Origin of the sequence: Mucilaginibacter sp. KACC 22773 (assembly GCF_028736215.1) — a bacterium.
Lineage (GTDB): Bacteria > Bacteroidota > Bacteroidia > Sphingobacteriales > Sphingobacteriaceae > Mucilaginibacter.
In genome coordinates, this window is record NZ_CP117883.1 from 417,050 (window position 1) to 444,033 (window position 26,984).

A 26,984-nucleotide genomic window follows, 5' to 3' on the forward strand; every position below is an offset into this window, starting at 1 on the left:
GAATAGATTCTTCACTACGTTCAGAATGACAGTTTTTTTTAGATTAATAACCATGAAAAAAGCGATACTTGATCATAAGGCCAAACACAGCTTGATTAGGTATTGCTTTTTTTTTATGCTAATACTCGTATCTGCCCAAGGCTTTGCCCAAACCCGCGGCAGGGTAGAGGTAGTTAAAGACCCACTTGTTGATACCCTTATTGCCAAGCGTTTTACGCTGAACAAAGAAACCGGTGTAGCGCCGGCGGTAACGTCATCTTATGGCTACCGGGTGCAGTTTTTCAGCGGATCGAACCGCAAGGATGCCTATAATGCGCAGGCCCGTTTGCAACGCGACTATCCGGAATTGCGTACCTACATATTATACAGCGAACCTAATTTTAAAGTACGTGCAGGCGATTTCAGAACGCGGTTAGAAGCTCAGAAACTTATACAGGAATTGCGGCCTTCGTTTCCGAGCCTGTTCATCATATCCGAAAAAATAAACCTGCCCAAAGCCGACACTGACAATGATTAAAGAAAAAATACAGGAGCTATCCCAAAAAATATTTGATGATGTGGTAGCCAATCGCCGCCACCTGCACACCAATCCCGAACTATCGTTCCACGAGCAAAAAACATCTGCTTTTGTGGCCGGTAAACTGGAAGAACTGGGCTTAACCTACGAAAAAATGGCCGATACCGGCCTGGTAGCCCTTATCAAAGGAGATTTGCCGTCAGATAATGTGGTAGCCTTGCGCGCCGATATGGATGCTTTGCCTATTACGGAGGCTAATGATGTTCCTTATAAATCGCAAAATGTGGGCGTAATGCATGCCTGCGGCCATGATGCGCATACCTCGTCGTTATTGGGCACAGCCCGTATTTTAACAGAGCTGAAAAGCCAGTTTGGTGGTACGGTAAAACTGATTTTTCAACCGGCAGAAGAAAAGCTGCCCGGCGGCGCAAGCCTGATGATTAAAGAGGGCGTGCTTGAAAATCCAAAACCACAGGCCGTTTTGGGCCAGCATGTAATGCCATTGATTGAGGCAGGTAAAGTAGGTTTCCGTGCTGGTAAATACATGGCCTCAACCGATGAGCTGTACGTTACAGTAAAAGGTAAAGGCGGCCACGGCGCCCAGCCGCAACAAAATATCGACCCCGTAATTATCACCGCACATATATTAACAGCCTTACAAACGGTTGTAAGCCGCTTTGCAGATCCTAAGAGCCCATCGGTATTGTCATTTGGCAAAGTAATAGCCAATGGCGCCACCAACGTGATCCCGAACGAAGTTTACCTGGAAGGTACCTTCCGTACTATGGACGAGAACTGGCGCGCCGAAGCCCACAAACGCATGAAAAAAATGGCCGAAGGCATTGCCGAAAGTATGGGCGGCAGCTGCGATTTTAATATCATGCGTGGTTATCCTTTCCTGATCAACGAAGAAGTGCTAACCCACGCCACCCGCGGCCACGCCGAAGATTACCTGGGCAAAGAAAACGTATTGGACCTGGATATCTGGATGGCAGCTGAAGATTTTGCCTACTACTCGCAGGCTGCCAATAGCTGTTTTTACCGTTTAGGTACCCGCAACGAAGCCCGCGGTATCACCTCATCAGTACATACCCCTACGTTTGATGTGGAAGAAGATGCATTTAAAATAAGCACCGGACTGATGGCTTATTTGGCTATTAAGCAGTTAGGGAATTAGTAAAAACGCGTTTGTAAACTATGTCATTGTGCGCATCCATCAGGATAACCCTGAAACAACAAGAATGATGTGCTGGCTTTAGAGCATCACAACAATTATGTCATTGCGAGCGCAGCGTGGCAATCGCGAACTGTGCAGGTCCGTCCTGCATAGTTCGCGATTGCTTCGTTCCTCGCAATGACATGGCGGGAGTCACATTATGTAATAATCGCTGCCTGCAACCGTCAATATTAACATGATGAAGAAATTATTATTACTTGTAGCGTTTACTATTATCGGTAGTTTTGCCTTCTCTCAGCAAATACAGCGCTTTAACCCCGATACCATCCGCACCATTGTTATCGATTCAGCAGTTGATATTCGTTCGCACAAGCTGCGCGCTCAGGACTTTATCGATGCAGTAATGGCCGATACCAGTTTTTATAAGGCTTTTCAAAATATGAAAAAATATGCCTTTACCGCCGAAAACCGAATTTATACCTACGATAAAAAAAACAAAGTTGATGGCAAGGTTTACCGTAAGCTAAAGCACAGCAATGTGGTAGGTGGGCATAAAATTGAATATTTGGTTAAACAGGATAGCGGCACAGTGTACAAAAAAAACGGCAAGTACCAGCTGTACACCGTAGAGATGTTCGACTATATTTTTATGAACGCCTATAACTCCGATTTTATACAGGGCGATGGCGTCCCGATAGAAGGGAAAAACGAAGGTTACAAAGCCAAATTAAAAACACTGGTATTTACGCCTGGTCGGCGGGTGCGGGGAATCCCTTTTATTGGCGATAAAACCGAGATATTCAGCAAGGATATGCAGCAGTTTTATTACTATGAATTTGCCCGCGGCAAATACCTGGATAGCATTCCTGTATATCGTTTTAAGGTAAGGTGCAAACCGAGTACATCCGACGGTGATACGATGATTAAGGAAATGACCACCATTTTTGACGAGCGCACCTTCGAGATCCTGGGCCGTTACATCGACCTTAAATTCAGTAACCTGTTCGTCGATTTTAATGTGCAGATGAATATCGAACTCAATAACTTCAACGGCCAGTTGCTGCCCATTAAAATAACCTACCAGGGCAATTGGGATATCCCCTTCCACAAAGAAGAGCGCGCCAGCTTTCTGATTGTGCACAAGGATTATAAGAGGGAGTAGGGGCGTCTTTCAAAATTATGTCATTGCGAGCGCAGCGCGGCAATCGCAAACTATGAATGCTGGATTATATTTGTGGAGCAAAATCAAATAACTCAATTATGTCATTGCGAGCGCAGCGCGGCAATCGCGAACTATTCTGGCAGGATGATATTTGTGGAACAAAAAGCCCCTGTAAGCACGAATAATTACTAACATCTAAGTCCTTTTTTGTGTATTTTGCCTTACTCAAAAACAGTGCCTTATCACATGAAAATACACCAATACTATGTTTACATTTTAACAAATAAATTAAATACGGTTTTATATGTTGGCGTTACCAATGACCTGGTTGGCCGTGTGTACCAGCACAAGCAAAAGTTATTTAAAGGCTTTTCGGCTACGTATAACTGTAATAAATTGGTGTATTACGAAGAATTTCAATGGATACAGGACGCTATCGCAAGAGAAAAGCAATTGAAAGCCGGATCCCGGCAGAAAATGATCGATTTAATTATCGAAGACAATCTATCGTGGGATGATTTGAGCAATGGGTGGTACGACTATGTGTCATGTTGATTTCGGAAAAAAAAGTATGTCGGGGCATGCTGGTGATGCGCAGTTCGCGATTGCCACGCTACGCTCGCAATGACATATTTTGAAATGTCATTATCCTTTTTCAGACGGGATGTTCTTGCTGGTTCTCTTTGCAGTTAATTTTTTTAATATTCATTTATTTAGATAACCATCTGCATTGTAAGTATTTCAATATAGGGTGTTATTTATACACATCGCCTCAATAAAAAGATATATTTTTGATGGATAACTTTTTAAGTTAAACCAATTGAAGCGATTGCGTATCCTTAAATTAATTTTGCTTTTTACTGCTATTCTTGATTTTACGCTGGCGCGTGGCCAGTCGGTAAATTGTGTAGGTAGTTTGGGCGATCCGGTGATTACCGAAACCTTTGGATCGGGCTCAAATCCGGGTAATCCGCTGCCGGCGGGCATAAGCAACATGGCGTTTACCAGTTATTGCCCCAATGACGGTTCCTACACCATTGTAAATGCTACCAATATATACGGTGGGGCAACAGGCAATTGCCATCCCGCAACCTGGCAGGACGTGTTTCATGACCATACCGGTGATGCAAACGGCTATATGATGATGATTAATGCATCGTATACGCCAAGTATATTTTTTACAAAGACTACACCCGCGGTGTTATGCGAAAATACTACGTATGAATTTTCGGCATATATTTTAAACCTGATCAGGGCGGGTTCGTCAGGCATCCGGCCAAATATTAAATTCACTATCGAAACTGTTGACGGCCTTGTGCTGGATTCTTTGGTTACCGGCGATATCCTGGAATCAAATAGTGGCGATGACTGGATACGCAAGAGTTTCTTTTTTACAACCCCGCCAAATACCAGCCAGGTGGTTTTAAAAATGACCAACCAGGCGCCCGGCGGCAACGGCAACGACCTGTTGCTTGACGATATTAACTTTAGGGCATGCGGACCAGTGGTGCAAACCGGATTTTCTACTGTCGACGCCAATCAGCCGCAAAATCAATGTGTGGGCGAAAGTAAGGTTTATACGCTTAAATCGAAGATAGGGGCCGGGTACGCCAACCCTAAAATGCAATGGCAGGTAAACAAAAACGATGGCAATGGCTGGCTTGATATTGCCGGGGAAACTACGGATACCTATACTTTTACAGTGGGCAGCAACACGCCCGGTGTGTACCAATACAGGCTTGCCGCGGCGGGGGGCGCAAACATTAACTCGGCTACCTGCCGGGTGTATTCGGAGCCGTTGAGTGTCGGCGTAAACCCATACCCCGTTGTGCCCGATGTGCCGCCCGTTCAGGAATGCGAGGGCAAAACCGTTACTTTAAATGTATTTGGCGGGGCAACTGTTGACTGGACTGGCCCCGGAATTACTGCGGCTAATAAAAATCAAAACCCATTGGTACTTACAAACATAAAGCCTGCCGATGCCGGTACTTATAACGTTATAGTAACATCCGCCGCCGGCTGCTCCATTTCTAAGTCGACAACGGTTACGGTTATCCCCAGGGCGGTTATCACCTTGAGTGGCCCAACGGTTACCATTTGTAAAGGAGCTGCCACTAATTTAAGCGCGAGCGCCCCGGGTGCCATTAGCTACAAATGGATGCCTGGCAAAGGTTTGTCCGATAGCACTATAGCTAACCCCGTAGCTTCGCCGGCAGATACTACGATATACAAGGTAATAGCCACCAACAATATCGGTTGTACCGATACAGCAATGCTAACTGTTAATGTATTGCCGCCGCCGGTTGCCACTACGCAAACTAAACAGAGCATGTTCCAGGACAGGCCAATTACCCTGGTAGCGTCGGCGCAGAGTGCCGATGTTTTCAGCTGGACACCCACCACCGGCCTTAGCGATGCCAATGTGTTAAACCCCGTTGCCAACCCTGCCGATGATATAAAATATACCCTGCATGTAAAATCGAGCTATAATTGCGGCGAAGATACCAGCAGCGTTTTTGTAAAAGTTTATCATAAGATTGGCATCCCCAACGCATTTTCGCCCAACGCCGATGGCGTTAATGACAGTTGGGAAATAGAGGGCCTTTTTACATACCCGGAAAGCATAACAACGGTGTTTAACCGTTACGGGCAGCAGGTATTTAAAAGCATTGGCTACGCCAAACCCTGGAAGGGCACCTACAACGGCGCCAAATTACCGCCCGGTACTTACTACTACATCATCGACCTTAAAACCGGCCAGCCCAGGTTAACCGGATGGGTGTTGATTGTAAATTAGTTTTATAGATTATATTGATTTTATGTGATTTCACAGATTACTGATTTCGCCGAATGGGTTATTATGAGATCATCCAGCGATGTAAAATCAGTAAAATCGATCCTAACCGGTGGAATCACCAATAAAAACTAAAACAAGATGAACTTATCTATCTGCTCGTTGGTAAACTTAATGGTATCGGCGTTTAACAGCTGGCCGGTTCCGTCAAACTCTTTGTGGATGCCTGATACGTGGAGTTTAAGAGCCATCACATTCAGGTGTACATAGTGGCAAACCCCGGTAAAATGATCGATGCCCCGGATGTTGCCGTATTTGCCCGATGACACGCCAACCAGCGCTGCCTTTTTATCATAAAAACTCGCCGGAAAATCGCAGGCGTCAATAAAAACTTTTAGTACGCCGGGGTAGCTGCCATTGTATTCGGGTATTACAAATATAAACTTATCGGTTTGGGTAATGATTTTCTGAATTTCGGCAAATTCAGGGCTTCTTTTACCGTAAAGATCGGTTTCAATAAGATTTGGCGGTAATTGGGACAATGAAAGTAAACCCGCTTCAACTCCCTTTTCCTGCAGTTTTTGCTGATAATATTTGGCCATTTTTAAGGTAGAACTGCCGGGACGGTTGGTTGATGCGATGATTGTTATCATTCTTTTTAATTAGTGAATTAGTGAGTTAGTGAATTAGTGATTTTGAATAAGAACAATTGTTAAAGCGGTTAAAGTTTTGATTATTAGCATTTAGTAAAATCACTAATTCGCTCAATCACTAATTCACTAATTAACCTTCAAGCTAATCACTAATTCACTCAATCACTAATTCGCTAATTAAACGAATATGTTTGTAAATTGACTAAACCTGTGGATTTCCTAATTGCTTAATTCCGTATCTTTATCACCAGATAAAAACTTTACGAAAGTAGAAATTTCTGACCCTACTTTTCGTTTATATAAATCATTGTAACATCAAAATTTTTTATACTATAGAATGAGTAAAATTATTGCTTTAGCCAACCAGAAAGGTGGCGTAGGAAAAACTACATCATCTATAAATCTGGCTGCAAGTTTGGCTGTATTAGATTTTAAAACATTATTGGTTGATGCCGATCCGCAGGCAAACTCTACCTCGGGTATCGGTTTTGATCCACGCAACATAAAAAACAGTATTTACGAGTGCATTATTAACCAGGTTGACCCGCACGAGGCTATCCAGAAAACGGAAACACCTAATCTTGACTTGCTGCCTGCCCATATTGACCTGGTAGGTGCCGAGATTGAGATGATTAACCTGAGTGGCCGCGAGTACAAAATGAAACAGGTATTTGAGGCCGTGCGCGATGAATACGATTTTATTATAATTGATTGTTCGCCTTCGTTGGGTTTAATCACCATCAACGCGTTAACCGCTGCCGATTCGGTAATTATACCGGTACAGTGCGAGTACTTTGCATTGGAGGGTTTGGGTAAATTGTTAAATACCATCAAAATTGTGCAATCGCGCCTTAACCCGCAGCTGGAAATTGAAGGTATATTATTAACCATGTACGATGTGCGCCTGCGCCTGAGCAACCAGGTGGTTGATGAGGTGAAAACGCATTTTGAGGATATGGTTTTTGATACCATTATACAGCGTAACACCCGTTTAAGCGAAGCGCCAAGCTTTGGCGTATCTGTTATTATGCACGATGCTACCTGTAAAGGTGCCATCAATTATTTAAACCTGGCCCGCGAAATTATCCAGAAAAACGGCCTTGTAAAGGCCGAAGCAACAACGGTAACAGCAACAGTATAAGTAAATGAGTAGTGAAAGAAGAAACGCCCTGGGCAAAGGATTAAGTGCGCTGTTGAATGACTCGGTAAACGTACAACCATACCAAAACAAAAATACCAAAAAGGAAGAGGCATCAACTTCGGCCGCCGAGGTGAGTAGCCTGGGCTCGGTTAATGAGATCAGGCTGGATGAGATAGAGGTTAACCCTTTTCAGCCACGTACTGATTTTGATGAGCTTGCTTTAAATGAACTGGCCGACTCCATCAAACTGCAGGGCCTTATACAGCCTATAACCGTTAGGCGTATCAACGCTCATAAATACCAGCTGATATCGGGCGAACGCCGTTTCCGGGCGTCAAAGCTGGCCGGCCTAACCCAGTTGCCTGCTTATGTACGTACAGCCAATGACCAGCAAATGCTGGAAATGGCCCTCATTGAAAACATCCAGCGTGAAAACCTGAACGCTATTGAAGTAGCCCTGAGCTTTCAGCGGATGATTGAGGAATGTAACCTGAAACAGGAAGAACTGGGCGACAGGGTAAGCAAAAACCGGTCGACAGTTACCAATTACCTGCGTTTATTAAAATTGCCGCCAAGCATCCAGGCATCCATCCGCGATGGGGCGCTTACCATGGGCCATGCCAAGGCGCTTATCAATATTGATGACCCTGCCAAGCAATTATATTTACACCAGCATATTATTCAGCAGGGTTTATCCGTTCGCAAGGTGGAAGAGTTAGTGAGGGAGATGCAGAAGACGCCCGTAAAAAAAGAGGGCAAACAGCCCGAGCCGGTATCCTATCAACTGCAAAAAATCCAGGACGATCTGGCTTCAAGGTTTAGTTCGCGGGTAACCCTTAAAGTTGGTGCCAAAGGCAATGGGGTTATCGAAATCCCCTTCCTGTCGGAAGACGACCTTGGCCGTATCCTCGAGATGCTGGACTGGTAAGTAGTGAGAATCAGGATGCAAGAGTCAGGAATCAAGATAGAAAATGATAGGCTGATTTTTGTGCGATTCGGATAGATGTAATTAAAATACAAGAAATAAAAGGCCGGCCGCTGATAAATATTTATCGGCGGCCGGCCTTTTTGTATAATAGTTAATACGTACATAATAATTAGTGATTAAACCTGTTAATGATTTGTTTAATAAGGTGTTTTTGTAATGGTTGGATATAGCTTCTTAATCCGGCTATAAAAATTACCTTTGTAATCAAATAAAATCAGGCCTCTTATCACTGTTTTAAAGGCCCGGGTTTATTAAAATTTTATCAGCTGCATGTATAAATATTTGTTAATTACTGGTTTTATGATGCTGTTTGCCTTTGCCGCCACAGCGCAGCAACAGCACACAGATACGGCATCGGTAACCAAAAAAGATACTGTTAAAAAGGCATCAGGTACTGCGCCGGGTTCCTTTGCGCCGCCTATAAAAAAAGAGAAAGTATACCATCCCGATACCACCCATAGTCCGCATAAGGCGGTAATGCATTCGCTGATGATACCCGGCTGGGGGCAGCTGTACAACCACCGCTGGTGGAAAGTGCCTATTATTTACACAGGTATTGGTCTGCTGGCGTCTGCGGTTATATTTAACCAGCGGTATTATAACGAGTTTAATGTACTTGCCCATTACTATAAAAGCGGTGTTGCCCCGGTAAAGGGCGATGCCTATTATGACGAGTATATAGCTTATACAAGCAACCAGGTACCCGCCCAAAATATATATGATGCGCTCGACAGCTATCGCCGCAACCGCGATTTAAGTATCCTGGGTATTTTGGGTGCATGGGGCATTCAAGCCATTGATGCCTATATTGATGCCAAGTTTATTCATTCGTACTCGGTTGATAATAACTTTGGTTTTAAGGTTAGCCCGGGCTTAATCAACCAGCCGGTTTATGCGCAAACGGCATTCGGTAGCTATATTCCGGCTGTAAAAGTTACCTTTACGTTTTAAGAGCACATTTATAGTTAGCTATCGATGCAATTCATGAGTTAACACAAAAGTTCCCGGAATTAACTAAAATTAACCTAATATTGTTTTCTGTCTTGATTCCTGACTCTAACATCTTGACTCTTGACTTAACTCAACACATACATTAAAAATGAAAATAGCGTTACTGGGCTACGGAAAAATGGGCAAAATGATTGAAAAAATTGCCCTTAGCCGCAATCATGAAATTGTTTTAACCATCGATCACGAAAACCTGCACGAGCTTACTGCCGAAAACCTGCAAAAGGCCGATGCCGTAATTGAGTTTAGCATGCCGGCAACGGTATTGGCCAATATCCAGCATTGCTTTAATGCCGGTGTACCCATAATAGTAGGCACCACCGGCTGGTATGATAAATTGGATGAGGTAAAACAACAATGCCAGGATAGTAACGCTTCATTAATGTATGCCACTAATTTTAGCGTAGGGGTAAATATATTTTTCCATATCAATAAGATGCTGGCCAGGGTGATGAATAACTATCCCTACTACGATGTACAGGTAGAAGAGATTCACCACATGCAAAAACTGGATGCCCCAAGCGGCACCGCCATTACTATTGCCGAAGGGATTATCGATAACCTCGACTCCAAAAAAGACTGGCTGAACGTGCTGACTACAGATGACCGGCCCGACGACGAAACCCCGCTGCCCGATCAGCTATTGATAGAATCGCTGCGAATTGACAGCGTACCCGGCACCCATACCGTTATTTACGATTCGGAGGTGGATACTATCGAATTTAAACATACCGCGCATAACCGTAGCGGCTTTGCCCTTGGCGCGGTATTGGCCGCCGAATGGATACTGGGCAAAAAGGGCTTTTACACGGTTGATGCCATGTTTGATTTTAAAAGCTAACCCCCGTTTTATCAATGGATATAGCGGGTTACGCAGGCGTTTATTTGCTGTTGGCCCCTGTATTGTTATTGATGCAGGTTGGCCTTTGGAAGCTGTTTCAAAAAGCCGGCCGCCATGGCTGGGAATCGTTGATCCCGGTATACACTACCTATGTAATGCTGAAGTTAAGCGGCAGGCCTGTGTGGTTGCTGCTGCTGTTATTGATACCAGGTATCGGTTTTATTGTAACTATTGGCATCACCATTGATTTTGTGAAAAGCTTTGGCAAAACAAAAATGCGCCAGATAGCCGGCGCGGTACTTTTGCCATTCATCTTTTTGCCCAAATGGGGTTTTGATGAAAATACCCGGTACCTGGGCCAATCGACCAGCCATGAGTTTCGCGAAGAATATCACCACCTTTTACATAAATCATCGGCCCGCGAATGGGCCGAGACTGTTTTTTTTGCTGTGCTGGCGGTTACGCTTATCCGTTTGCTGCTTATTGAAGCTTATACCATACCATCTTCATCTATGGAAAGCTCGCTCATGGTAGGCGATTACCTGTTTGTGAGTAAGCTTAACTACGGCGCCCGGTTGCCTATAACACCGGTTTCATTTCCGTTTACACATAACACCATGCCCGGCATGGGTATCAAATCATATTGGGATGGCATCAAACTCCCATACTTTCGGCTGCCGGGTTTTGGCGATATCAAAAAGGGCGATGTAGTGGTTTTTAACTTCCCGATGGAGGCCGATTCGCCATGGTACCGGCCGGTTGATAAGCGCGAGCATTACATTAAACGTTGCGAGGCAACCCCCGGCGATAATGTGAGGTTGATAAGCGGCCAGGTGTATATTAATGGCCAGCCCGTGCCACCACCGCCTAATGCCGAGATGGAATATGCCATACACACCGATAGCAACACATTTAACTTAAATCCCGAGCTGATTTATAAACTTCATATATCCAATATCCAGGGCTTTACAAGTACCGATTATCTGATGACCATGACGCGGCAATCGTCGCTGGCGTTAAAAAAAGTTGGGGGTGTCAAATACATCAGGCCTAATATCCAGTTTGGGGGCGTGTATGATCCCGAAGTATTTCCGCATAATCCGGGCCACCGCTGGAATGTGGATAATCTTGGCCCCTTTACCGTGCCCAAACGCGGCCTCACAGTAAAATTGGACACGTTTAACCTCCCAATTTACCGCCGCGCTATCGAAGTTTACGAAGACAACAAGCTACAGATAAAAGGCGGCACCATCAGCATCAACGGCCACCAAACCAATACCTACACATTTAAAATGGACTACTATTGGGTGATGGGTGATAACCGGCACAATTCCATCGACTCCCGCTTCTGGGGTTTTGTACCCGAAGACCACATTGTAGGCAAAGCCATCTTTGTTTGGATGAGTTGGGATACCAATGCCCCTTTTACCGATAAAATACGCTGGGACAGGGTGATGCGAATAATCAGGTGATGTTTTTAGATGTGCAGATTGTGGATGTGCAGATTGTGGATGTGCAGATATGCAAATTTCAGATGTGGAGATGAAATCCCCATGCCATACGGGTGAGCTGCGGCCGGGCTCGAAAAAGTAGCAATGATTTGGTTTAAAATGAGGTTGTTTTGGTTTGTTCTGTTTATAGCCATATGTTTTGTTTGCACATCAGGGCTTGTTCAACACGAATCAGAGGCGTAGCCTCGGCCAATTTGGTAGCCACGGGTTTTAACCCGTGAAGAAAACGGGTGAGCGCCGTAGGTTCGATCCATATGAGCAATGCGTATAGTCGTTCAAGATTGCCCTGAAAAGTACCTGCAAATAGTATTAGGTATCAGATTTTTGAAGTAAAGAACCATATTTTTCAACTTTCGGACTTCCCGACAAAAGACTTTCGGACTTAATCTTCATATTGCCTTTTTGAAATTGCATATTTGCACCGCTAAGCGGGTAACATATTGCTTACATGGTAGTCATAGGGAAATAATTAATAATATATTCATCAAAAAATAGACAAATTTGTGAAATATAAGTGTGCATTGATCTTAATCATCTGCACATCTGAAATTTGAAATTTGCACATCTGATCAAAAATGAACTGGAAATTCTGGAAGAAAGATAAAACCACGCCGAAAAAGAAAAAAGGGGCCATCCGTGAGTGGGCCGATGCCATTTTATTTGCAGTTATAGCGGCCACCCTCATCCGTACGCTTTTTATTGAAGCGTATGTAATCCCCAGCGGATCGATGGAAAGCTCATTGCTAATTGGCGATTACCTTTTTGTAAGCAAGGTTAACTATGGCGCACGGATGCCTATAACACCACTGGCTATACCGTTTACGGCCCACACCATTCCGTTTACCGAAACCAAATCGTACCTGGATGTAAAATTGCCTTATTATCGCCTGCCAGGCCTTAGCGACATTAAAAAAGGCGATATAGTGGTATTTAACCTGCCAATGGAGGCCGATTCGCCATATTACCGCCCGGTTGACAGGCGCGAGAACATTATTAAACGCTGCCAGGGTACGCCCGGCGATACCTTAAGCCTGGTAAATGCGCAGGTATACATCAACGGCAAACCCGAACTGGCTTCGGTAACCGGCGAGATGGCATATAAGGTAAAAACCGACGGCAGTACAATTAACCCCGAACTGATCAATGAACTGCATTTGACCGACATAGCTTATTACGAAAATTCGACTACCGATTTTAGAACAAACACCACGATAGAATCGGCCAATAAGTTGAAAAGTTATTCCAATATTAAGTCGGTAACGCCTGATATTGCTATCAAAGGCGTGGTTGATGATTTTAACCCGGTTTACCCGCTATCGCACCCCGACTACAAAATAGGTACTATGCCTCGCTACGGCTGGAATGTAGACAACTTTGGCCCCGTTATCATCCCCAAAAAAGGGTGGACGGTTAAGCTGGATAGTCTTAATTTTCCCATATACGGCCGCGCTATTGCCGTTTATGAACATAATACAGTTAAAGTTAATGGCAAGGATATTTTTATAAACGGAAAAAAAGCCGATACTTACACCTTTAAAATGAACTATTATTGGATGATGGGCGATAACCGCCATAACTCCACCGATTCGCGCTATTGGGGCTTTTTGCCCGAAGATCACGTGGTTGGCAAAGCCTTGTTTACCTGGATGAGTATTGATAGTACGGCATCGTTTGCAAATAAAATAAGGTGGAGCAGGTTGTTCAGGGGCATAAAATAGCTGTTACTTAAAGAAAATATATAGTGAATATTATAATTGCGTTTTTGTTATTTGTAGTTCTGCCTTTTATTGGTTTATATAAATTATTTGAAAAAGCCGGCAGGCCGGGTTGGGAGGGTGTAATACCCGTTTATAATATTTACGTAATGATAAAACTGAGTGGCAGGCCATTATGGTGGCTGGCACTTATGTTATTACCAGGGTTAAATATATTGGTGTTTATTGGCCTTATGGTTGACTTTTTAAAGTCGTATGGCAAGTTTTCATTGAGCGAACATATCGGCGGTGTTGCACTGCCTTTTATATTTTTGCCAAAATGGGGTTTTGATAAAGATACTAAGTATGTTGGCCCATCGGCCAGCCTGGAGTTTAGGGAGAAATATAAAAAGGCACTTAAAAAAACTGTTGCACGCGAATGGGCCGATGCCATTATTTTCGCGGTGATAGCTGCTACACTGATTCGCACGCTGTTTATTGAAGCGTACGTAATTCCGAGTGCATCTATGGAAAGTTCGTTACTTATTGGCGATTACCTGTTTGTGAGCAAGGTAAACTATGGCGCACGGTTGCCCATGACACCTGTAGCCTTTCCGTTTGCACACCATACCATGCCCCTTATTAATACTAAGGCTTATTGGGACGGCATCGAGCTGCCTTATTACCGCCTGCCCGGTTTAAGCGACATTAAAAAAGGCGATGTGGTGGTATTTAACTACCCTATGGATGCTGATGCCCCTTTGAGCCGCCCGGTTGATAAACGAGAGAATTTTATAAAACGCTGCCAGGGTACCCCCGGCGATACGCTAAGTGTTGTTAAGGCGCAGGTATATATTAATGGCAAAGCCATGATAACGCCACCCAACGGCGAAATGAAATACATTGTTAAAACCGATGGCGACCAAATTAACAGCGATCTAATAACTGATCTTCATTTGTCGGATATAAAACCTTACGACAATCTCAGCTTTGAAACTAATACTACCAAACAGGCTGTCGAAGCTTTAAAAGGTTATTCAAATGTCAAATCGATACGGCCTGACACCGCGACAAGTGGTCATGCCGATCCGTTGAATACAGTTTTTCCGGGATGGGTGCCAAATAACAAAACACTTGGAACGATGCCCGATTATAAATGGAATGTAGATAATTTTGGTCCCATCATTGTACCAAAAAGGGGGTGGACGGTAAAATTGGATAGCTTTACCTTTCCAATTTATAGCCGCGCTATCGAAATTTACGAAGGCAACAAAGTTGAAGTGGTTGGTAAAGACATCCTGATTAATGGTAAAAAAGCAGATAGCTATACCTTTAAAATGAATTACTATTTCATGATGGGCGATAACCGCCATAACTCTGAAGATTCACGTTTCTGGGGTTTTGTTCCCGAAGATCATATTGTTGGCAAAGCCCTGTTTATCTGGATGAGTGTTGATGACCAGGCCAGCTTCCTGCACAAGATTAGGTGGAGCAGGTTGTTTAATGTTATTAGATAGGGACTAAAGTCAAAATTCAAAAGGAAAAATTCAAAAAAAGGGCAGTAAGCTAATTGGTTTACTGCCTTTTTTGTTTTTTATAATATAAACGATTGAATAAGCTGAATTAGACTTACGAAGTATGCGGCTTGCCTTTGGCCTTTCACCTTTTACCTTTCGCCTAAAATCCGTCCAGTTCCTGCAAAAGCTCCAGGCCTGCTTCCCATGTTCCTAAACCAGATGCCGCGTTAATATGGCTGGCATCGCCTATATTCACCAACTTACTGCCCCAGGAATCGGCAAATAGTTGGGCACGCTCGGGCGTTACATAAAAATCATTGGTACTCATTACCGTGGTGCTTTTAAATGGCAGCTTTATCAGCGGCACGGGTGCAAAGCCGGTTGTTCCGGCCGGGTAGCTTTGGGCTTCTGTGTCGCTTGGGGCAACCAGCAGGGCAGCTTTAATGGCTACATTATATTCCTTTGCCCAGTAGGCTATAGTGGCGCAGGCCAGGCTGTGGCCTACCAATATCACATCTTTAGGATCATGTCTGTCTACATAAGCCTGCAGGGTAGTTATCCAATCGGCACAAACGGGTGTTTCCCAGTCCTGCTGTTCAACGCGGATGAAACCAAACTGCTTTTCCCAAAGCGATTGCCAATGCTGCGGCCCTGAATTACCCAGGCCTGGAATTATGAGGATAGTTGATTTAAACATGATTTTACAAGATTAACAGGCTTTTTGAAAGCTTAACGCCGCGTTCCAACTCTCCCTTCAGGAGGCTGGGGGGCTTCCGCCGCTTTTTTAATTTCCTGGTTACGTTGTTTCAGCAAGCGGGTCATATATCGTTCCAAAAACAGGAAGTTAGCTATAATTCCTAAAAATCCCAAGGGGGCGTCAAACATAAAAATATCCTTCATCAGGGTTTGGTTATTGATGGGATAAAAATAATGTTCGTGGCGGAAGGCTTTAAATGCTCCCCGAACCATTTCATCGGTGAAGTATTTGGGATAATCCATTTCGGTAACCTTCGAGGTTAAGGTTTGCCAGATGCCGAAGTGCTTTGCCCGCCAGGTAACGGTTTCGCCCAGTTCAATAAGGCCGCTGGTACGCCCGGCTACGGCCGTTTCGCCGCTTTGCTGCATCGAATCTACATGCATATCAATGCTCCGGGCCAAATCGAAACACCGGGCAACGGGGGCGTTAATGTGGGTGGCTAATTCGATAATGGGCATGGTAAATAAAATTAAGCCATCATGTCATTGCGAGGTACGAAGCAATCGCGAATTTGCAAAGCGGAAATGCAAAGTTTGCGATTGCCACGTCGTTCCTCCTCGCAATGACATGTTTTTTTTCAACAGAAACCCTGATTAAAATTCCGCATTCTTTGGGAACCTTGGGAAAGGGATCACGTCGCGGATGTTGCCCATGCCGGTAACAAATAGCACCAGGCGCTCAAAGCCTAAACCAAAACCTGAGTGAGGGCACGAGCCAAAGCGGCGGGTATCCAGGTACCACCAAAGTTCGTCTTTAGGGATGCCCATTTCGTCCATGCGTTTCTCTAACAAATCCAAACGCTCTTCACGTTGCGAACCGCCTACAATCTCGCCTATACCCGGGAAAAGGATATCCATAGCGGCTACCGTTTTGCCATCGTCATTCTGGCGCATGTAAAACGATTTGATCTCTTTAGGGTAATCGGTCAGGATCACCGGTTTTTTAAAGTGTTTCTCAACCAGGTAGCGCTCGTGCTCGCTTTGCAGGTCGGTACCCCAGCCTTCAACTATATATTGGAATTTTTTCTTTTTATTCGGCGTCGATTCTTTTAATATCCCGATAGCCTCGGTATAGGTAAGGCGTTCAAAATCGTTATCTAAGCAAAAGTTCAGCTTCTCTAACAAAGTCATGTCAGATCGTTCGTTCTGTGGTTTTTGCTTTTCTTCTTCGGCCAGGCGCTGGGATAAAAACTCAATATCATCCGGGTTTTTATCCAGGGCAAATTTGATCACGTATTTCAGCATGTCCTCGGCAAGGTCCATGTTATCGCGCAGGTCGTTAAAGGCTACTTCCGGCTCAATCATCCAAAACTCGGCCAGGTGGCGGGTAGTGTTTGAGTTTTCGGCACGGAATGTTGGTCCGAAGGTGTAAATATCGCTCAGGGCCATAGCACCCAGCTCGCCTTCCAGCTGACCGGATACGGTAAGGTTGGTTGATTTGCCGAAAAAGTCCTGTTTGTAATCTACCTCGCCGGTATCGGTTTTAGGTACGTTGTTCAGGTCGAAGTTGGTTACGTGAAAAGCTTCGCCTGCGCCTTCGGCATCTGATTGTGTGATAACCGGTGTATGCAGGTAAATAAAGCCACGCTCCTGGAAAAACTGGTGTACCGCGAATGCCAGGCTGTTACGCAGGCGGAATATCGACCCAAACGTACTGGTACGGAAACGCAGGTGCGCGTTTTCTCTTAAAAACTCCAGGCTGTGTTTTTTGGGCTGGATAGGATATTTTTCGGGATCGCTGTCGCCTAAAATTTCGATATCCTGCGCTATAACTTCAACTGTTTGGCCTTTGCCTAACGAAGCGATGAGTTTACCCGATACACTTAGTGCCGCGCCAACTGTAATGCGTTTTAGCAATGCAGGGTCGGTGTTTTCAAAATCAACAACAATCTGGATGTTATTATTAGTTGAGCCATCATTCAAAGCAATAAAACGATTTGACCGGAAGGCGCGAACCCATCCTTTAACTGTTACATCAATATCCGTTTGCTGGCTTTGCAGCAATGCTTTGATCTTTGTGCGCTGACTCATAATAAGTATAAATTTTAGAGCCGCAAAAATACAATTAATTCTGTAACCGCACTTTGAATTTTCCGTTTAAAAAGCGTATACTGTCTGGTTGTCCGGGGCCGCCGGTACCGGTTGTCCGGGTAAAATGAAGCTCAAAAAAGCCCTGGATTATCTTGTCACTTTCATTGGCTCCAAACACGGCGATGGTGCTGCCCTGTGTTAAGCTGAGTTTATAGTTGCTTACGGTGGCGTTGTTTTTAATAAATGTATAATAAGCCTCGTTGCTTTTTAATTCGTAATAGCCCAGGCCATCAAACCGTATTTTAAAACCAAACCGCTCCTCGGTACCTGCGATAGTATTACTGCCCGATATAATGAAGGTATCTTGTTTAATGGTTGAATTTGAAGGAGGAATATTCCAGGCTTCCCCGTTTTTATCGGCAAGGATAAAATCCTTGTATACCGGGAAATCGCAGCACTTTTTTTTAGCGCACGAGCTCAAAAGCAATAGGGTGGCGCAAAAAAATGAAAGCAGGCATTTTTTCATAACGGTGAAACAAAAACGGGTGGCAGCAAAAGGTTTACTAAAGATATGTAAATTATTGGGTAAGCTTTTAAATAGGAGCGTTAATCAAATTGTGGCTAAATGAATATTGTTGAAGTTGATAGCCTTATATCCGTTAATTAAACTAAAGCCAACTTTTGTTGAATCGCTGCCGGGGCTCTTTTAGGGCTGTCATGTGCCCGCATCTTTTGGATCTTATCAATAAAATAAAAGAGGATGTTATTTTCGCCTCCGGCCCGGTAATTACATTTTCTTTTATTAAGAAATGTGTAAACGCTGCAACTTAACACTAATAGTATTTAATATTTAACATTTTTTAACATCTCGCCGGGCAATAAGTTGATGTCTTTTAATAAATTTACAATACAAAATATTTGTAACGGATTTAATACAAATTAACAGTATCATATTTTTTAATCAATTTGATTTTTAGAATTTATTTTGGTGCTGGTTAAACCTTTGGTAACATAAATTAGTCTAATATTATTGTTGCCAAATAATAAATTGTTTTGTGGGTTTTAAACCCGATGTATTATTAAAAAAGCACTGCAAAAAAAAATATAATTTGTTTTTTAATGTAGAATTTGTTTTATTTGACGTAACAATTTTTTTACCCTAACGAGCACGCTATAGAATATACTTTACTTTTTAAGAGTTTAACTAAAAATTAAGTTTAAAGTAGTACTTTCTATGGATTTTCAATTGAATAGTGATCAGGATCTAATCCATCTATACATTGCCGGTGATGAAGCGGGGCTTGTAGAATTGATCAGGCGTTACCAATCAAAAATATACACCTCTATTTATTTGCTGGTAAAGGATGAATACCTTGCCGAGGATATTTTTCAGGATACTTTTATAAAAGTGATAAATACCCTTAAAGCCGGAAAGTACAACGAAGAAGGTAAGTTTTTGCCCTGGGTTACCCGCATTGCACATAATTTGGTTATCGACCATTTTCGCCGTGAAAAACGCGCACCAATGGTGAGCAATGGCGACGATTTTGATATTTTTGAGGTGCTTGGTAATTACGATGAAAGTACTGAAGATAAGATGGTTAGGGAGCAAACCTATAAGGACCTTAAAGGTTTGATCCAGCTTTTGCCATCTGAACAAAAGGAAGTGCTGATTATGCGTCACTTTGGCGATATGAGTTTTAAAGAGATTGCCGATATTACCGATGTAAGTATCAATACTGCGCTTGGCCGTATGCGCTATGCACTTAATAACCTGCGCAAAATGATGCAGGGCAGGGAACTGAGCCTAAAAAATTAGTCATTAAACATTAAGTAATAAGCTATTTTAATATTAAATCCGGTTGTTGATTAATTATCAATTAACCGGATTTTTTGTGTAAGTAACTTTATTAATCACATTTCCAGTTAATTAAATAATCGGGAAAAATTAATTAATAAAAAATATTTCATTTAATTTTCATCTAACAAAATATTATCTTTAAGCCACCGTTATAAATCGTATAAAAATTACAGTAATAAAGCTTATGGATGAAACCTTTACAAAAACGTTAAATGCTAATGCTAACCAAGCTGAGATGAACGATAATGTACATTTAAACCTGGACGCCGACGAGTTGATTTTTTATAATTCAATTCGTGCCGATTTGGACCTTTTAGCTAAAAAGCCCAAAGTGCAAACCATACACCAGATATTGGACTATTCGAAGAGCCTGCGTTAAGCATTGCATCCCCTCACTGGTTCATAGATCATAAATTGTTGATTACGGTACCCGATGTGAATCGACCCTGCCAGATCCGATAAATGATTTATGAACCTTTCTATTTCTATGTGGTTGATGGTTCATGGATCATAGTTTGAAAATACATTGAATTTGGATAACTGGATATCAAACGTAACTTTGCTTTTGGCCATGATCTATGAACTATCAACCATGAACTAAAGAATGCTGAAAGCCGACCGCTACAAACACTTTGTTGAATATTTTTCGAAAAATCAGCCTAACCCTGTTACCGAACTGCATTATGAAAATCCGTTCCAGTTATTGGTGGCGGTCATCCTGTCGGCACAATGCACAGATAAACGCATTAACCAGGTAACCCCGGCGCTGTTTGAACGCTTCCCTACACCTGAAGCGTTGGCGGCATCAACATCCGATGAGGTTTTTACTTATATACGTAGTGTAAGTTATCCTAATAATAAGGCAAAGCACCTGGTGGGCATGGCCAAAATACTGGTAGATGTATTTAACAGCGAGGTACCATCGGGCATAGATAACCTGCAGAAAATGCCGGGCGTTGGCCGTAAAACCGCCAATGTTATTGCATCTGTAGTATTTGAAGAGCCGGCAATGGCGGTAGATACACACGTTTTTAGGGTAGCCAACCGCATAGGCTTAACCAATAACGCAACTACGCCGCTGGCTGTTGAAAAGCAATTAATACAACACATCCCTAAAGAGCATATAGCCGTAGCCCACCACTGGCTGATATTGCATGGCAGGTACATTTGCGTGGCCCGCAGCCCCAAATGCGATATTTGCCCGCTTACCTGGTTTTGCAGGTATTATGAGCGAAACAATACCGAAACCGCTTTATTGAAAGCCGAGGCCGCCAAGATTAAAAAAGCCAAGGAAGCAAAAAAGAAAAAGGCTCTGAACTCGATAAGCAAGGAACTGAAGAAAAGAAGTGTGGAGAAAGGTTAATTGGTGAGTGGTTGATTAAGTTGATTGAGTGAGTAGTTAGTTTGTATATTTGATGCTATTCGGGCAGCTAAAACTTAATCAACCTAATCCAACCTAATCAACCACTCACCAAACAAAAATATTTACTAAAAAAATTAGTATTTTTAAATAATACATTTATATTTGCTAAAGATAATTTGAAGATGGCTAACACAGATAAAAATAACTCGGACAAATTAAAGGCTTTACAGCTTACGCTGGATAAGCTTGAAAAATCATACGGAAAAGGCACCATCATGAAGTTGGGCGATTCTGTTATTGAGGCTACGGAGGTAATATCAACCGGCTCATTGGGGCTCGACATCGCGCTGGGCGTTGGCGGCTTGCCTAAAGGCAGGGTTATTGAAATATACGGGCCGGAATCATCCGGTAAAACAACTTTGGCTATCCACGCCATTGCCGAATCGCAAAAGAAAGGCGGCATTGCTGCATTTATTGATGCAGAGCACGCGTTTGATCGTTTTTACGCCAAAAAACTGGGTGTGGATGTCGAAAACCTGTTGATCTCTCAACCGGATAACGGTGAGCAGGCTTTAGAAATTGCCGATAACCTGATCCGTTCGGGTGCTATTGATATCCTGGTTATTGACTCTGTTGCCGCGTTGGTGCCAAAGGCTGAGATTGAAGGCGAAATGGGCGACTCAAAAATGGGTTTGCATGCACGTTTAATGTCGCAGGCCTTGCGTAAATTAACCGGTACCATTAGCAAAACAGGATGTTGCTGTATTTTTATCAACCAGCTGCGCGATAAAATCGGCGTAATGTTTGGTAATCCCGAAACTACCACCGGCGGTAATGCTTTGAAGTTTTATGCGTCGGTACGTTTGGATGTACGCCGTATATCACAAATTAAGGATACCGACGAGGTTTCCGGTAACCGCGTTAAGGTGAAGATTGTTAAAAACAAAGTTGCACCGCCGTTCCGCATTGCCGAGTTTGATATCATGTTTGGCGAAGGTATTTCTAAAGCCGGCGAAATCATCGACCTGGGTGTTGAATACAACATCATCAAAAAAGCAGGCTCGTGGTTCAGCTACGGCGATACCCGCTTAGGCCAGGGCCGCGATGCGGTTAAACAATTAATATTGGATAACCCCGAGCTGATGGAAGAACTGGAAACTAAAATTAAAGAAACCGTTACCGGCGAACATTTAGCCGAAGTATAATTTTTGATTTCGGATTACGGAATTTCGATATCGGATTTGATATAAAGAAGCCTTCCATTTTGGAGGGCTTTTTTTATAGATTTTTTAAACTGATCATGGTGTCCTAACAAGCAGATTAAAACCACTCACCTAATCAACCTAATCCAACTACTCACTATTCAAAAACCTTCATCCCTGCGTAATAAATCACTAATGCGTTAAATCGCTAATTCAATAATTATTACATTAGCTTTTGATGAATAAACTGGTCTTATTGCTGTTTTTGGGATTGATGGTCCAGCTTTCGGCTTGCTCTTCAAAATCTGCAGATTCGCATAAAACGGTTTTTAACATTAACCTGGAGGAAGGCCTCACCTCGCTCGATCCTGCTTTTTGCCGCAATCGTTATACCATCTGGATGGATAACCAGGTTTTTAACGGGTTGGTGCAGGTTAATGACAGTTTAAAAGTTACGCCCTGCATTGCAAAAAACTGGGAGGTTTCTGCTGATGGATTGCTGTATACATTTCACCTGCGCAATGATGTTTATTTTCACGATGATCCGCATTTTAAAAATGGCATAGGCCGAAAGGCAGTGGCATCTGATTTTGTTTACAGCTTTAGCAGATTAATTGACCCTAAAGTTGCCTCATCGGGTTCCTGGATTTTTAGCGACAAAGTAAAAGATTGTGGTGCCTTTACGGCCTCCAATGACAGTACTTTCTTGATTAGGCTGAAACAACCTTTCGCGCCTTTTTTAAGCATGCTTACCGCGCAATATTGCTCGGTTGTTCCCAGGGAGGTTGTTGAGTTTTATGGCAAAGATTTCAGGAGTCATCCTATAGGAACCGGCCCTTTCAGATTTAAATATTGGAAAGAGGGGGAGGTGCTGGTGCTGCTTAAAAACGATAAGTACTGGGAAGCTGATAAAAATGGCAGGCACCTGCCGTACCTGGATGCCGTAAGGGCTACATTTATTGCCGATAAGCAAACGTCGTTTTTAGAGTTTGTAAAAAAGAAACTTGATTTTTTAAATGATATAGATGGCAGCTATCGCGATGATATCCTCACCAAATCGGGCGCGGTTACACAAAAATATAAGGGGAAGTTCATTTTAAATACGGCGCCTTACCTCAATACCATGTACCTCGGCATTTTGGTCGACAGCAATTTGGCTATTGTCAAAAAATCGCCCCTGAAAATATTGAAAGTGAGGCAGGCGATAAACTACGCTATCGACCGCCAGAAAATGATCAAATACCTTCGGAATAGCATGGGAACTCCCGGCTATGCAGGCTTTATCCCCCAGGGCATGCCGGGTTTTGATGGCAAATGTGTTAAAGGGTACTCTTACGATCCGGATAAAGCCCGAAAGCTATTAGCCGAAGCCGGCTTCCCCGACGGTAAGGGATTACCCGAAATATCGTTGGCTACTACCGTAGGCTATCGCAGCCTGATTGAATATGTGCAAGGTCAACTGGATAGGATAGGCATTAAAACCAGCGTAGAAATTACGCAGGGGGCAAGCCTGCGCGAACTAGTATCTAAAAATGGCATCAACTTTTTTTATGGTCAATGGATTGCCGATTATCCCGATGGTGAAAATTATCTGTCGGTTTTCTATTCAAAAAATAAGATCCCGTTTGGCCCCAACTATACCGGCTTCAACAATAAAAAGTTTGATGCATTGTTTGAACAAACCTACCAGGTAAAAAACGATTCGGCTCGCTATGCCATTTACCAGCAAATGGATAACCTGGTAATGGAGCAGTCGCCGGTGGTGGTTTTGTATTATGATAAATTGGTGAACCTTTATCAGAATAATATATCGGGCTTTAGCTTAAATGGTCAGAATTTGTTGGTGTTGAAACGGGTGATGAAAACACCCTGATATCATTCAATGGAAAAGCCTCCGTTCTATTTATCCGCATACTTCAGCGCATCGGCATTAACTACAGCTGCCTGGGAATCTTTTACGGCAGCAGTACCTAAAATGACTATAGCATCAGCCCCGATTGTTTTTGAGTAAGCAGAGAGTTTTTTTATTACCGTTTCCTGGTGAATATAATTGGGGCAGGTTAAATGCCCAATTACTTTATATTCCCTCTTGACATCGTGGGCAGAATAATAAATATCGACGGAATTTGTGGGGCTAAGCTTGTCGCCAAAATAGGTGATGGGAGTATTGCAGGCAGATAAAATAAGGCAAAAGCCAGCGGAGAATAAAAGGAACCTTTTCATAAGTGCGTACTTAGATAACTGAGACTAAGATATCGCGGGACAGTTTACTGAATATTATGTAAAAGTGATATTACAATTAATGGTGCAAACAAAAAAGCCTCCCCAAAGGGAGGCTCATATAATTAACTTTCAGCGTTAACCTTTCGGCTTTCAGCCTTATTAAGATGCCATTTGTTTACGGATGATGTTTAACGCACCACCTGCTTTAAACCACTCAATTTGTTGAGCGTTGTAGGTATGGTTAACCGGGAACGATTCAACTGAACCATCTTTGTGGTTTAACACAACGGTTAACTGTTTGCCGGGGGCAAATTCTGTTAGGCCGGTAATGTCGATAGTGTCGTCCTCCTGGATTTTGTCGTAATCGTTGTTATCAGCAAAGGTGATACCCAGCATACCTTGTTTTTTAAGGTTGGTTTCGTGGATACGGGCAAATGATTTTACCAATATGGCACGTACACCAAGGTGACGTGGCTCCATAGCAGCGTGCTCACGTGATGAACCTTCACCATAGTTTTCGTCGCCTACTACTATTGATCCAATGCCATTTGCTTTATAAGCACGTTGAGTAGCAGGAACCGGGCCGTACTCGCCGGTAAGTTCGTTTTTAACGCTATCGGCAGTGTTGTTAAAGTAATTGATGGCACCAATCAACATATTGTTTGATATGTTATCCAGGTGGCCACGGAATTTTAACCATGGACCAGCCATCGAAATATGGTCGGTTGTACATTTGCCTTTTGCTTTAATCAGCAATTTAAGGCCTTTAATGTCTACACCTTCCCATGCGGCAAACGGCTCCAATAACTGTAAACGTGCCGATTTTGGATCAACCAATACCTGTACCTGGCTACCATCTTCGGCAGGGGCCTGGTAGCCGGCATCTTCAACAGCGTAACCCTTAACCGGCATTTCTATACCCATTGGCTCATCAAGTTTAACTTGTTCGCCATTAATATTGGTTAAAGTATCGGTAAGTGGGTTAAAAGTTAAATCGCCTGCAATAGCCAAAGCTGTTACAATTTCTGGTGAAGCTACAAACGCATGTGTGTTTGGGTTACCATCCTGGCGTTTAGCAAAGTTGCGGTTAAACGAGGTGATGATTGAGTTTTTACGTGTAGGATCGTCGGTATGACGGGCCCACTGACCAATACATGGTCCGCAAGCGTTTGCCAATACCACGCCGCCCATTTGTGCAAAGGTATCCAGGTAGCCATCACGGTCAACCGTATAACGCACAAGCTCCGATCCGGGGGTGATGGTAAATTCAGCCTTGGTAGTAAGGTGTTTATCTACAGCCTGTTTTGCGATAGATGCAGAACGGGTGATATCTTCGTAAGATGAGTTGGTACATGAGCCAATTAAGCCAACTTCTAATTTTGCAGGCCAGTTGTTTTCTTTAACAGCGGTAGCAAATTTAGAGATCGGCCATGCCAGATCCGGTGTGAACGGACCGTTAATGTGCGGTTCCAGTTCGCTCAGGTTAATCTCGATAACCTGGTCAAAATATTGCTCAGGGTTGGCGTAAACTTCCTGGTCGCCGGTTAAGTGTTCAGCAACAGCATCGGCCAATTCGGCTATGTCGGCACGTTTGGTACCTTTAAGGTAAGCGGCAATTTTATCGTCATAACCAAACACCGAAGTGGTTGCGCCAATTTCGGCACCCATGTTACAGATGGTACCTTTACCTGTTGCCGAAAGTGAACATGCGCCTTCGCCAAAATATTCAACAATAGCACCGGTACCACCTTTTACAGTAAGGATACCTGCTACTTTTAAAATAACGTCTTTAGCTGATGTCCATCCGGATAATTTACCGGTTAATTTAACACCGATCAACTTAGGGAATTTAAGCTCCCATGGTAAGCCTGCCATAACATCGCAGGCATCAGCACCACCAACACCAATAGCTATCATACCTAAACCACCCGCATTTGGCGTGTGCGAATCGGTACCAATCATCATACCGCCCGGGAATGCATAGTTTTCTAACACTACCTGGTGAATAATGCCCGCTCCGGCCTTCCAGAAACCAATACCATATTTATCAGATACTGAAGCCAGGAAATCATAAACCTCGCGGTTAATGTCAATGGCAGTATTTAAATCGGCAACGGCGCCAACTTTTGCTTGTATCAGGTGATCGCAATGTACGGTAGATGGAACAGCAACCTGCGGACGGCCAGCCTGCATAAACTGCAATAAAGCCATTTGCGCTGTTGCATCCTGCATAGCCACGCGGTCGGGTGCAAAATCAACGTAATCCACACCGCGGCCAAACGCTGTCTTAGCGTCGCCTTCTGAAAGGTGGGCGTATAAAATTTTCTCGGTTAAAGTAAGATGTTTACCAGTCGCTTTACGGGCAGCATCCACGCGGGTGCTGTAGCGGTCGTAAACTTTTTTGATCATATCTAAATCAAAAGCCATTTGTATTTGATTTTTAGGTGAAAAGTAAAAGAAATTGACACTAAAATTGATTGTCAGAAACTTAGTGCGGCGAATTTACAAAATATAACATCTAATTAATAATCAAGGTTTCGTCAAT

Annotated in this window: 24 protein-coding genes; 17 read left to right on the forward strand and 7 right to left on the reverse strand. The window is 43.3% G+C overall.

Going from position 1 to position 26,984, the window contains the following annotated elements; all coding sequences use genetic code 11:
* Positions 1-52 precede the first annotated feature (52 nt).
* The 5 genes from PQ469_RS01770 (at position 53) to PQ469_RS01790 (ending at position 5,653) form a co-directional block, all read left to right on the forward strand.
* Positions 53-517 (forward strand): SPOR domain-containing protein, encoded by a 465-nt coding sequence (locus PQ469_RS01770; protein ID WP_274211452.1) that lies wholly within the window; start codon positions 53-55, stop codon positions 515-517.
* Positions 510-1,694 (forward strand): M20 metallopeptidase family protein, encoded by a 1,185-nt coding sequence (locus tag PQ469_RS01775; RefSeq protein WP_274211453.1) that lies wholly within the window; start codon positions 510-512, stop codon positions 1,692-1,694. Before PQ469_RS01770 ends, PQ469_RS01775 begins: the two co-directional genes overlap by 8 nt.
* 235 nt (positions 1,695-1,929) lie before the next feature.
* A complete protein-coding gene (locus PQ469_RS01780) occupies positions 1,930-2,856 on the forward strand; it encodes a hypothetical protein (RefSeq protein ID WP_337993751.1) in 927 nt (308 codons plus the stop codon).
* 246 nt (positions 2,857-3,102) lie between these two features.
* Positions 3,103-3,411, forward strand: coding sequence for a GIY-YIG nuclease family protein (locus tag PQ469_RS01785; protein WP_274211454.1), 309 nt, complete (start codon positions 3,103-3,105; stop codon positions 3,409-3,411).
* Between the two features lie 274 nt (positions 3,412-3,685).
* Positions 3,686-5,653 carry a T9SS type B sorting domain-containing protein gene (locus tag PQ469_RS01790; RefSeq protein ID WP_274211455.1) on the forward strand — a complete coding sequence of 656 codons (1,968 nt, stop codon included), beginning with the start codon at positions 3,686-3,688 and terminating at the stop codon, positions 5,651-5,653.
* A 128-nt stretch (positions 5,654-5,781) separates the two neighbouring features.
* Here the strand turns inward: PQ469_RS01790 and PQ469_RS01795 are convergent, their stop codons facing one another.
* A complete protein-coding gene (locus tag PQ469_RS01795; RefSeq protein ID WP_090641195.1) occupies positions 5,782-6,303 on the reverse strand; it encodes an NADPH-dependent FMN reductase in 522 nt (173 codons plus the stop codon).
* Positions 6,304-6,640: 337 nt separating this feature from the next.
* Here PQ469_RS01795 and PQ469_RS01800 point away from each other — a divergent pair, with 337 nt between their 5' ends.
* From PQ469_RS01800 to lepB (PQ469_RS01830), 7 genes are all read left to right on the forward strand, one after another.
* Positions 6,641-7,444, forward strand: a complete 804-nt coding sequence (locus PQ469_RS01800) for a ParA family protein (RefSeq protein ID WP_090641197.1) — start codon at positions 6,641-6,643, stop codon at positions 7,442-7,444.
* Positions 7,445-7,448: 4 nt separating this feature from the next.
* Complete coding sequence (locus PQ469_RS01805; RefSeq protein ID WP_274211456.1) at positions 7,449-8,372, forward strand: ParB/RepB/Spo0J family partition protein; 924 nt, start codon at positions 7,449-7,451, stop codon at positions 8,370-8,372.
* Between the two features lie 330 nt (positions 8,373-8,702).
* Positions 8,703-9,383: a DUF5683 domain-containing protein gene (locus PQ469_RS01810; RefSeq protein ID WP_274211457.1), complete on the forward strand. Its 681-nt coding sequence runs from the start codon at positions 8,703-8,705 to the stop codon at positions 9,381-9,383.
* Between the two features lie 148 nt (positions 9,384-9,531).
* Positions 9,532-10,281 (forward strand): 4-hydroxy-tetrahydrodipicolinate reductase, encoded by a 750-nt coding sequence (gene dapB, locus PQ469_RS01815; protein ID WP_274211458.1) that lies wholly within the window; start codon positions 9,532-9,534, stop codon positions 10,279-10,281.
* 14 nt (positions 10,282-10,295) lie between these two features.
* Positions 10,296-11,753 (forward strand): signal peptidase I, encoded by a 1,458-nt coding sequence (gene lepB / locus PQ469_RS01820; RefSeq protein WP_274211459.1) that lies wholly within the window; start codon positions 10,296-10,298, stop codon positions 11,751-11,753.
* 614 nt (positions 11,754-12,367) lie between these two features.
* Positions 12,368-13,510 carry a signal peptidase I gene (lepB, locus tag PQ469_RS01825; RefSeq protein ID WP_274211460.1) on the forward strand — a complete coding sequence of 381 codons (1,143 nt, stop codon included), beginning with the start codon at positions 12,368-12,370 and terminating at the stop codon, positions 13,508-13,510.
* Between the two features lie 29 nt (positions 13,511-13,539).
* Positions 13,540-15,003 (forward strand): signal peptidase I, encoded by a 1,464-nt coding sequence (gene lepB / locus PQ469_RS01830; RefSeq protein WP_443192817.1) that lies wholly within the window; start codon positions 13,540-13,542, stop codon positions 15,001-15,003.
* Positions 15,004-15,163: 160 nt separating this feature from the next.
* Here the strand turns inward: lepB (PQ469_RS01830) and PQ469_RS01835 are convergent, their stop codons facing one another.
* The 4 genes from PQ469_RS01835 to PQ469_RS01850 all read right to left on the reverse strand — a co-directional run bounded on the left by PQ469_RS01835 (position 15,164) and on the right by PQ469_RS01850 (position 18,316).
* Entirely contained in the window at positions 15,164-15,700 is a 537-nt protein-coding gene (locus tag PQ469_RS01835) for an RBBP9/YdeN family alpha/beta hydrolase (protein ID WP_274211462.1), read from the reverse strand.
* A gap of 32 nt (positions 15,701-15,732) precedes the next feature.
* Positions 15,733-16,218 (reverse strand): SRPBCC family protein, encoded by a 486-nt coding sequence (locus PQ469_RS01840; RefSeq protein ID WP_274211463.1) that lies wholly within the window; start codon positions 16,216-16,218, stop codon positions 15,733-15,735.
* A 135-nt stretch (positions 16,219-16,353) separates the two neighbouring features.
* A complete protein-coding gene (gene asnS / locus PQ469_RS01845; RefSeq protein ID WP_274211464.1) occupies positions 16,354-17,790 on the reverse strand; it encodes an asparagine--tRNA ligase in 1,437 nt (478 codons plus the stop codon).
* A 34-nt stretch (positions 17,791-17,824) separates the two neighbouring features.
* On the reverse strand, positions 17,825-18,316 hold the full coding sequence (locus tag PQ469_RS01850) for a DUF6252 domain-containing protein (protein WP_274211465.1): 492 nt from the start codon (positions 18,314-18,316) through the stop codon (positions 17,825-17,827).
* 708 nt (positions 18,317-19,024) lie between these two features.
* On the opposite strand from PQ469_RS01850, the gene PQ469_RS01855 reads away from it, so the two are divergent.
* The 5 genes from PQ469_RS01855 to PQ469_RS01875 all read left to right on the forward strand — a co-directional run bounded on the left by PQ469_RS01855 (position 19,025) and on the right by PQ469_RS01875 (position 24,089).
* Positions 19,025-19,609 carry an RNA polymerase sigma factor gene (locus PQ469_RS01855; RefSeq protein WP_090642067.1) on the forward strand — a complete coding sequence of 195 codons (585 nt, stop codon included), beginning with the start codon at positions 19,025-19,027 and terminating at the stop codon, positions 19,607-19,609.
* Between the two features lie 226 nt (positions 19,610-19,835).
* Positions 19,836-20,030: a hypothetical protein gene (locus PQ469_RS01860; protein WP_090642070.1), complete on the forward strand. Its 195-nt coding sequence runs from the start codon at positions 19,836-19,838 to the stop codon at positions 20,028-20,030.
* Positions 20,031-20,255: 225 nt separating this feature from the next.
* Complete coding sequence (gene nth / locus PQ469_RS01865) at positions 20,256-21,014, forward strand: endonuclease III (protein ID WP_274211466.1); 759 nt, start codon at positions 20,256-20,258, stop codon at positions 21,012-21,014.
* A 182-nt stretch (positions 21,015-21,196) separates the two neighbouring features.
* Positions 21,197-22,219 carry a recombinase RecA gene (gene recA, locus PQ469_RS01870; RefSeq protein WP_090642077.1) on the forward strand — a complete coding sequence of 341 codons (1,023 nt, stop codon included), beginning with the start codon at positions 21,197-21,199 and terminating at the stop codon, positions 22,217-22,219.
* A gap of 235 nt (positions 22,220-22,454) precedes the next feature.
* Positions 22,455-24,089: an ABC transporter substrate-binding protein gene (locus tag PQ469_RS01875; RefSeq protein ID WP_274211467.1), complete on the forward strand. Its 1,635-nt coding sequence runs from the start codon at positions 22,455-22,457 to the stop codon at positions 24,087-24,089.
* A 26-nt stretch (positions 24,090-24,115) separates the two neighbouring features.
* On the opposite strand, the gene PQ469_RS01880 is transcribed toward PQ469_RS01875, so the two are convergent.
* Together PQ469_RS01880 and PQ469_RS01885 are read right to left on the reverse strand one after the other, a co-directional pair.
* Entirely contained in the window at positions 24,116-24,439 is a 324-nt protein-coding gene (locus PQ469_RS01880) for a hypothetical protein (protein ID WP_274211468.1), read from the reverse strand.
* A 159-nt stretch (positions 24,440-24,598) separates the two neighbouring features.
* The gene (locus PQ469_RS01885; protein ID WP_274211469.1) at positions 24,599-26,866 is read right to left on the reverse strand and encodes an aconitate hydratase; all 2,268 of its coding nucleotides are present in this window, start codon (positions 26,864-26,866) and stop codon (positions 24,599-24,601) included.
* Between the last annotated feature and the right edge of the window lie 118 nt (positions 26,867-26,984).

Coding starts and splice junctions, on each gene's coding strand:
- PQ469_RS01770 (WP_274211452.1), top strand. CDS start 53: ATGAAAAAAGCGATACTTGATCATAAGGCCAAACACAGCTTGATTAGG.
- PQ469_RS01775 (WP_274211453.1), top strand. CDS start 510: ATGATTAAAGAAAAAATACAGGAGCTATCCCAAAAAATATTTGATGAT.
- PQ469_RS01780 (WP_337993751.1), top strand. CDS start 1,930: ATGATGAAGAAATTATTATTACTTGTAGCGTTTACTATTATCGGTAGT.
- PQ469_RS01785 (WP_274211454.1), top strand. CDS start 3,103: ATGAAAATACACCAATACTATGTTTACATTTTAACAAATAAATTAAAT.
- PQ469_RS01795 (WP_090641195.1), bottom strand. CDS start 6,303: ATGATAACAATCATCGCATCAACCAACCGTCCCGGCAGTTCTACCTTA.
- PQ469_RS01800 (WP_090641197.1), top strand. CDS start 6,641: ATGAGTAAAATTATTGCTTTAGCCAACCAGAAAGGTGGCGTAGGAAAA.
- PQ469_RS01805 (WP_274211456.1), top strand. CDS start 7,449: ATGAGTAGTGAAAGAAGAAACGCCCTGGGCAAAGGATTAAGTGCGCTG.
- PQ469_RS01810 (WP_274211457.1), top strand. CDS start 8,703: ATGTATAAATATTTGTTAATTACTGGTTTTATGATGCTGTTTGCCTTT.
- dapB (WP_274211458.1), top strand. CDS start 9,532: ATGAAAATAGCGTTACTGGGCTACGGAAAAATGGGCAAAATGATTGAA.
- lepB (WP_274211459.1), top strand. CDS start 10,296: ATGGATATAGCGGGTTACGCAGGCGTTTATTTGCTGTTGGCCCCTGTA.
- lepB (WP_274211460.1), top strand. CDS start 12,368: ATGAACTGGAAATTCTGGAAGAAAGATAAAACCACGCCGAAAAAGAAA.
- PQ469_RS01835 (WP_274211462.1), bottom strand. CDS start 15,700: ATGTTTAAATCAACTATCCTCATAATTCCAGGCCTGGGTAATTCAGGG.
- PQ469_RS01840 (WP_274211463.1), bottom strand. CDS start 16,218: ATGCCCATTATCGAATTAGCCACCCACATTAACGCCCCCGTTGCCCGG.
- asnS (WP_274211464.1), bottom strand. CDS start 17,790: ATGAGTCAGCGCACAAAGATCAAAGCATTGCTGCAAAGCCAGCAAACG.
- PQ469_RS01850 (WP_274211465.1), bottom strand. CDS start 18,316: ATGAAAAAATGCCTGCTTTCATTTTTTTGCGCCACCCTATTGCTTTTG.
- PQ469_RS01855 (WP_090642067.1), top strand. CDS start 19,025: ATGGATTTTCAATTGAATAGTGATCAGGATCTAATCCATCTATACATT.
- PQ469_RS01860 (WP_090642070.1), top strand. CDS start 19,836: ATGGATGAAACCTTTACAAAAACGTTAAATGCTAATGCTAACCAAGCT.
- nth (WP_274211466.1), top strand. CDS start 20,256: ATGCTGAAAGCCGACCGCTACAAACACTTTGTTGAATATTTTTCGAAA.
- recA (WP_090642077.1), top strand. CDS start 21,197: ATGGCTAACACAGATAAAAATAACTCGGACAAATTAAAGGCTTTACAG.
- PQ469_RS01875 (WP_274211467.1), top strand. CDS start 22,455: ATGAATAAACTGGTCTTATTGCTGTTTTTGGGATTGATGGTCCAGCTT.
- PQ469_RS01880 (WP_274211468.1), bottom strand. CDS start 24,439: ATGAAAAGGTTCCTTTTATTCTCCGCTGGCTTTTGCCTTATTTTATCT.
- PQ469_RS01885 (WP_274211469.1), bottom strand. CDS start 26,866: ATGGCTTTTGATTTAGATATGATCAAAAAAGTTTACGACCGCTACAGC.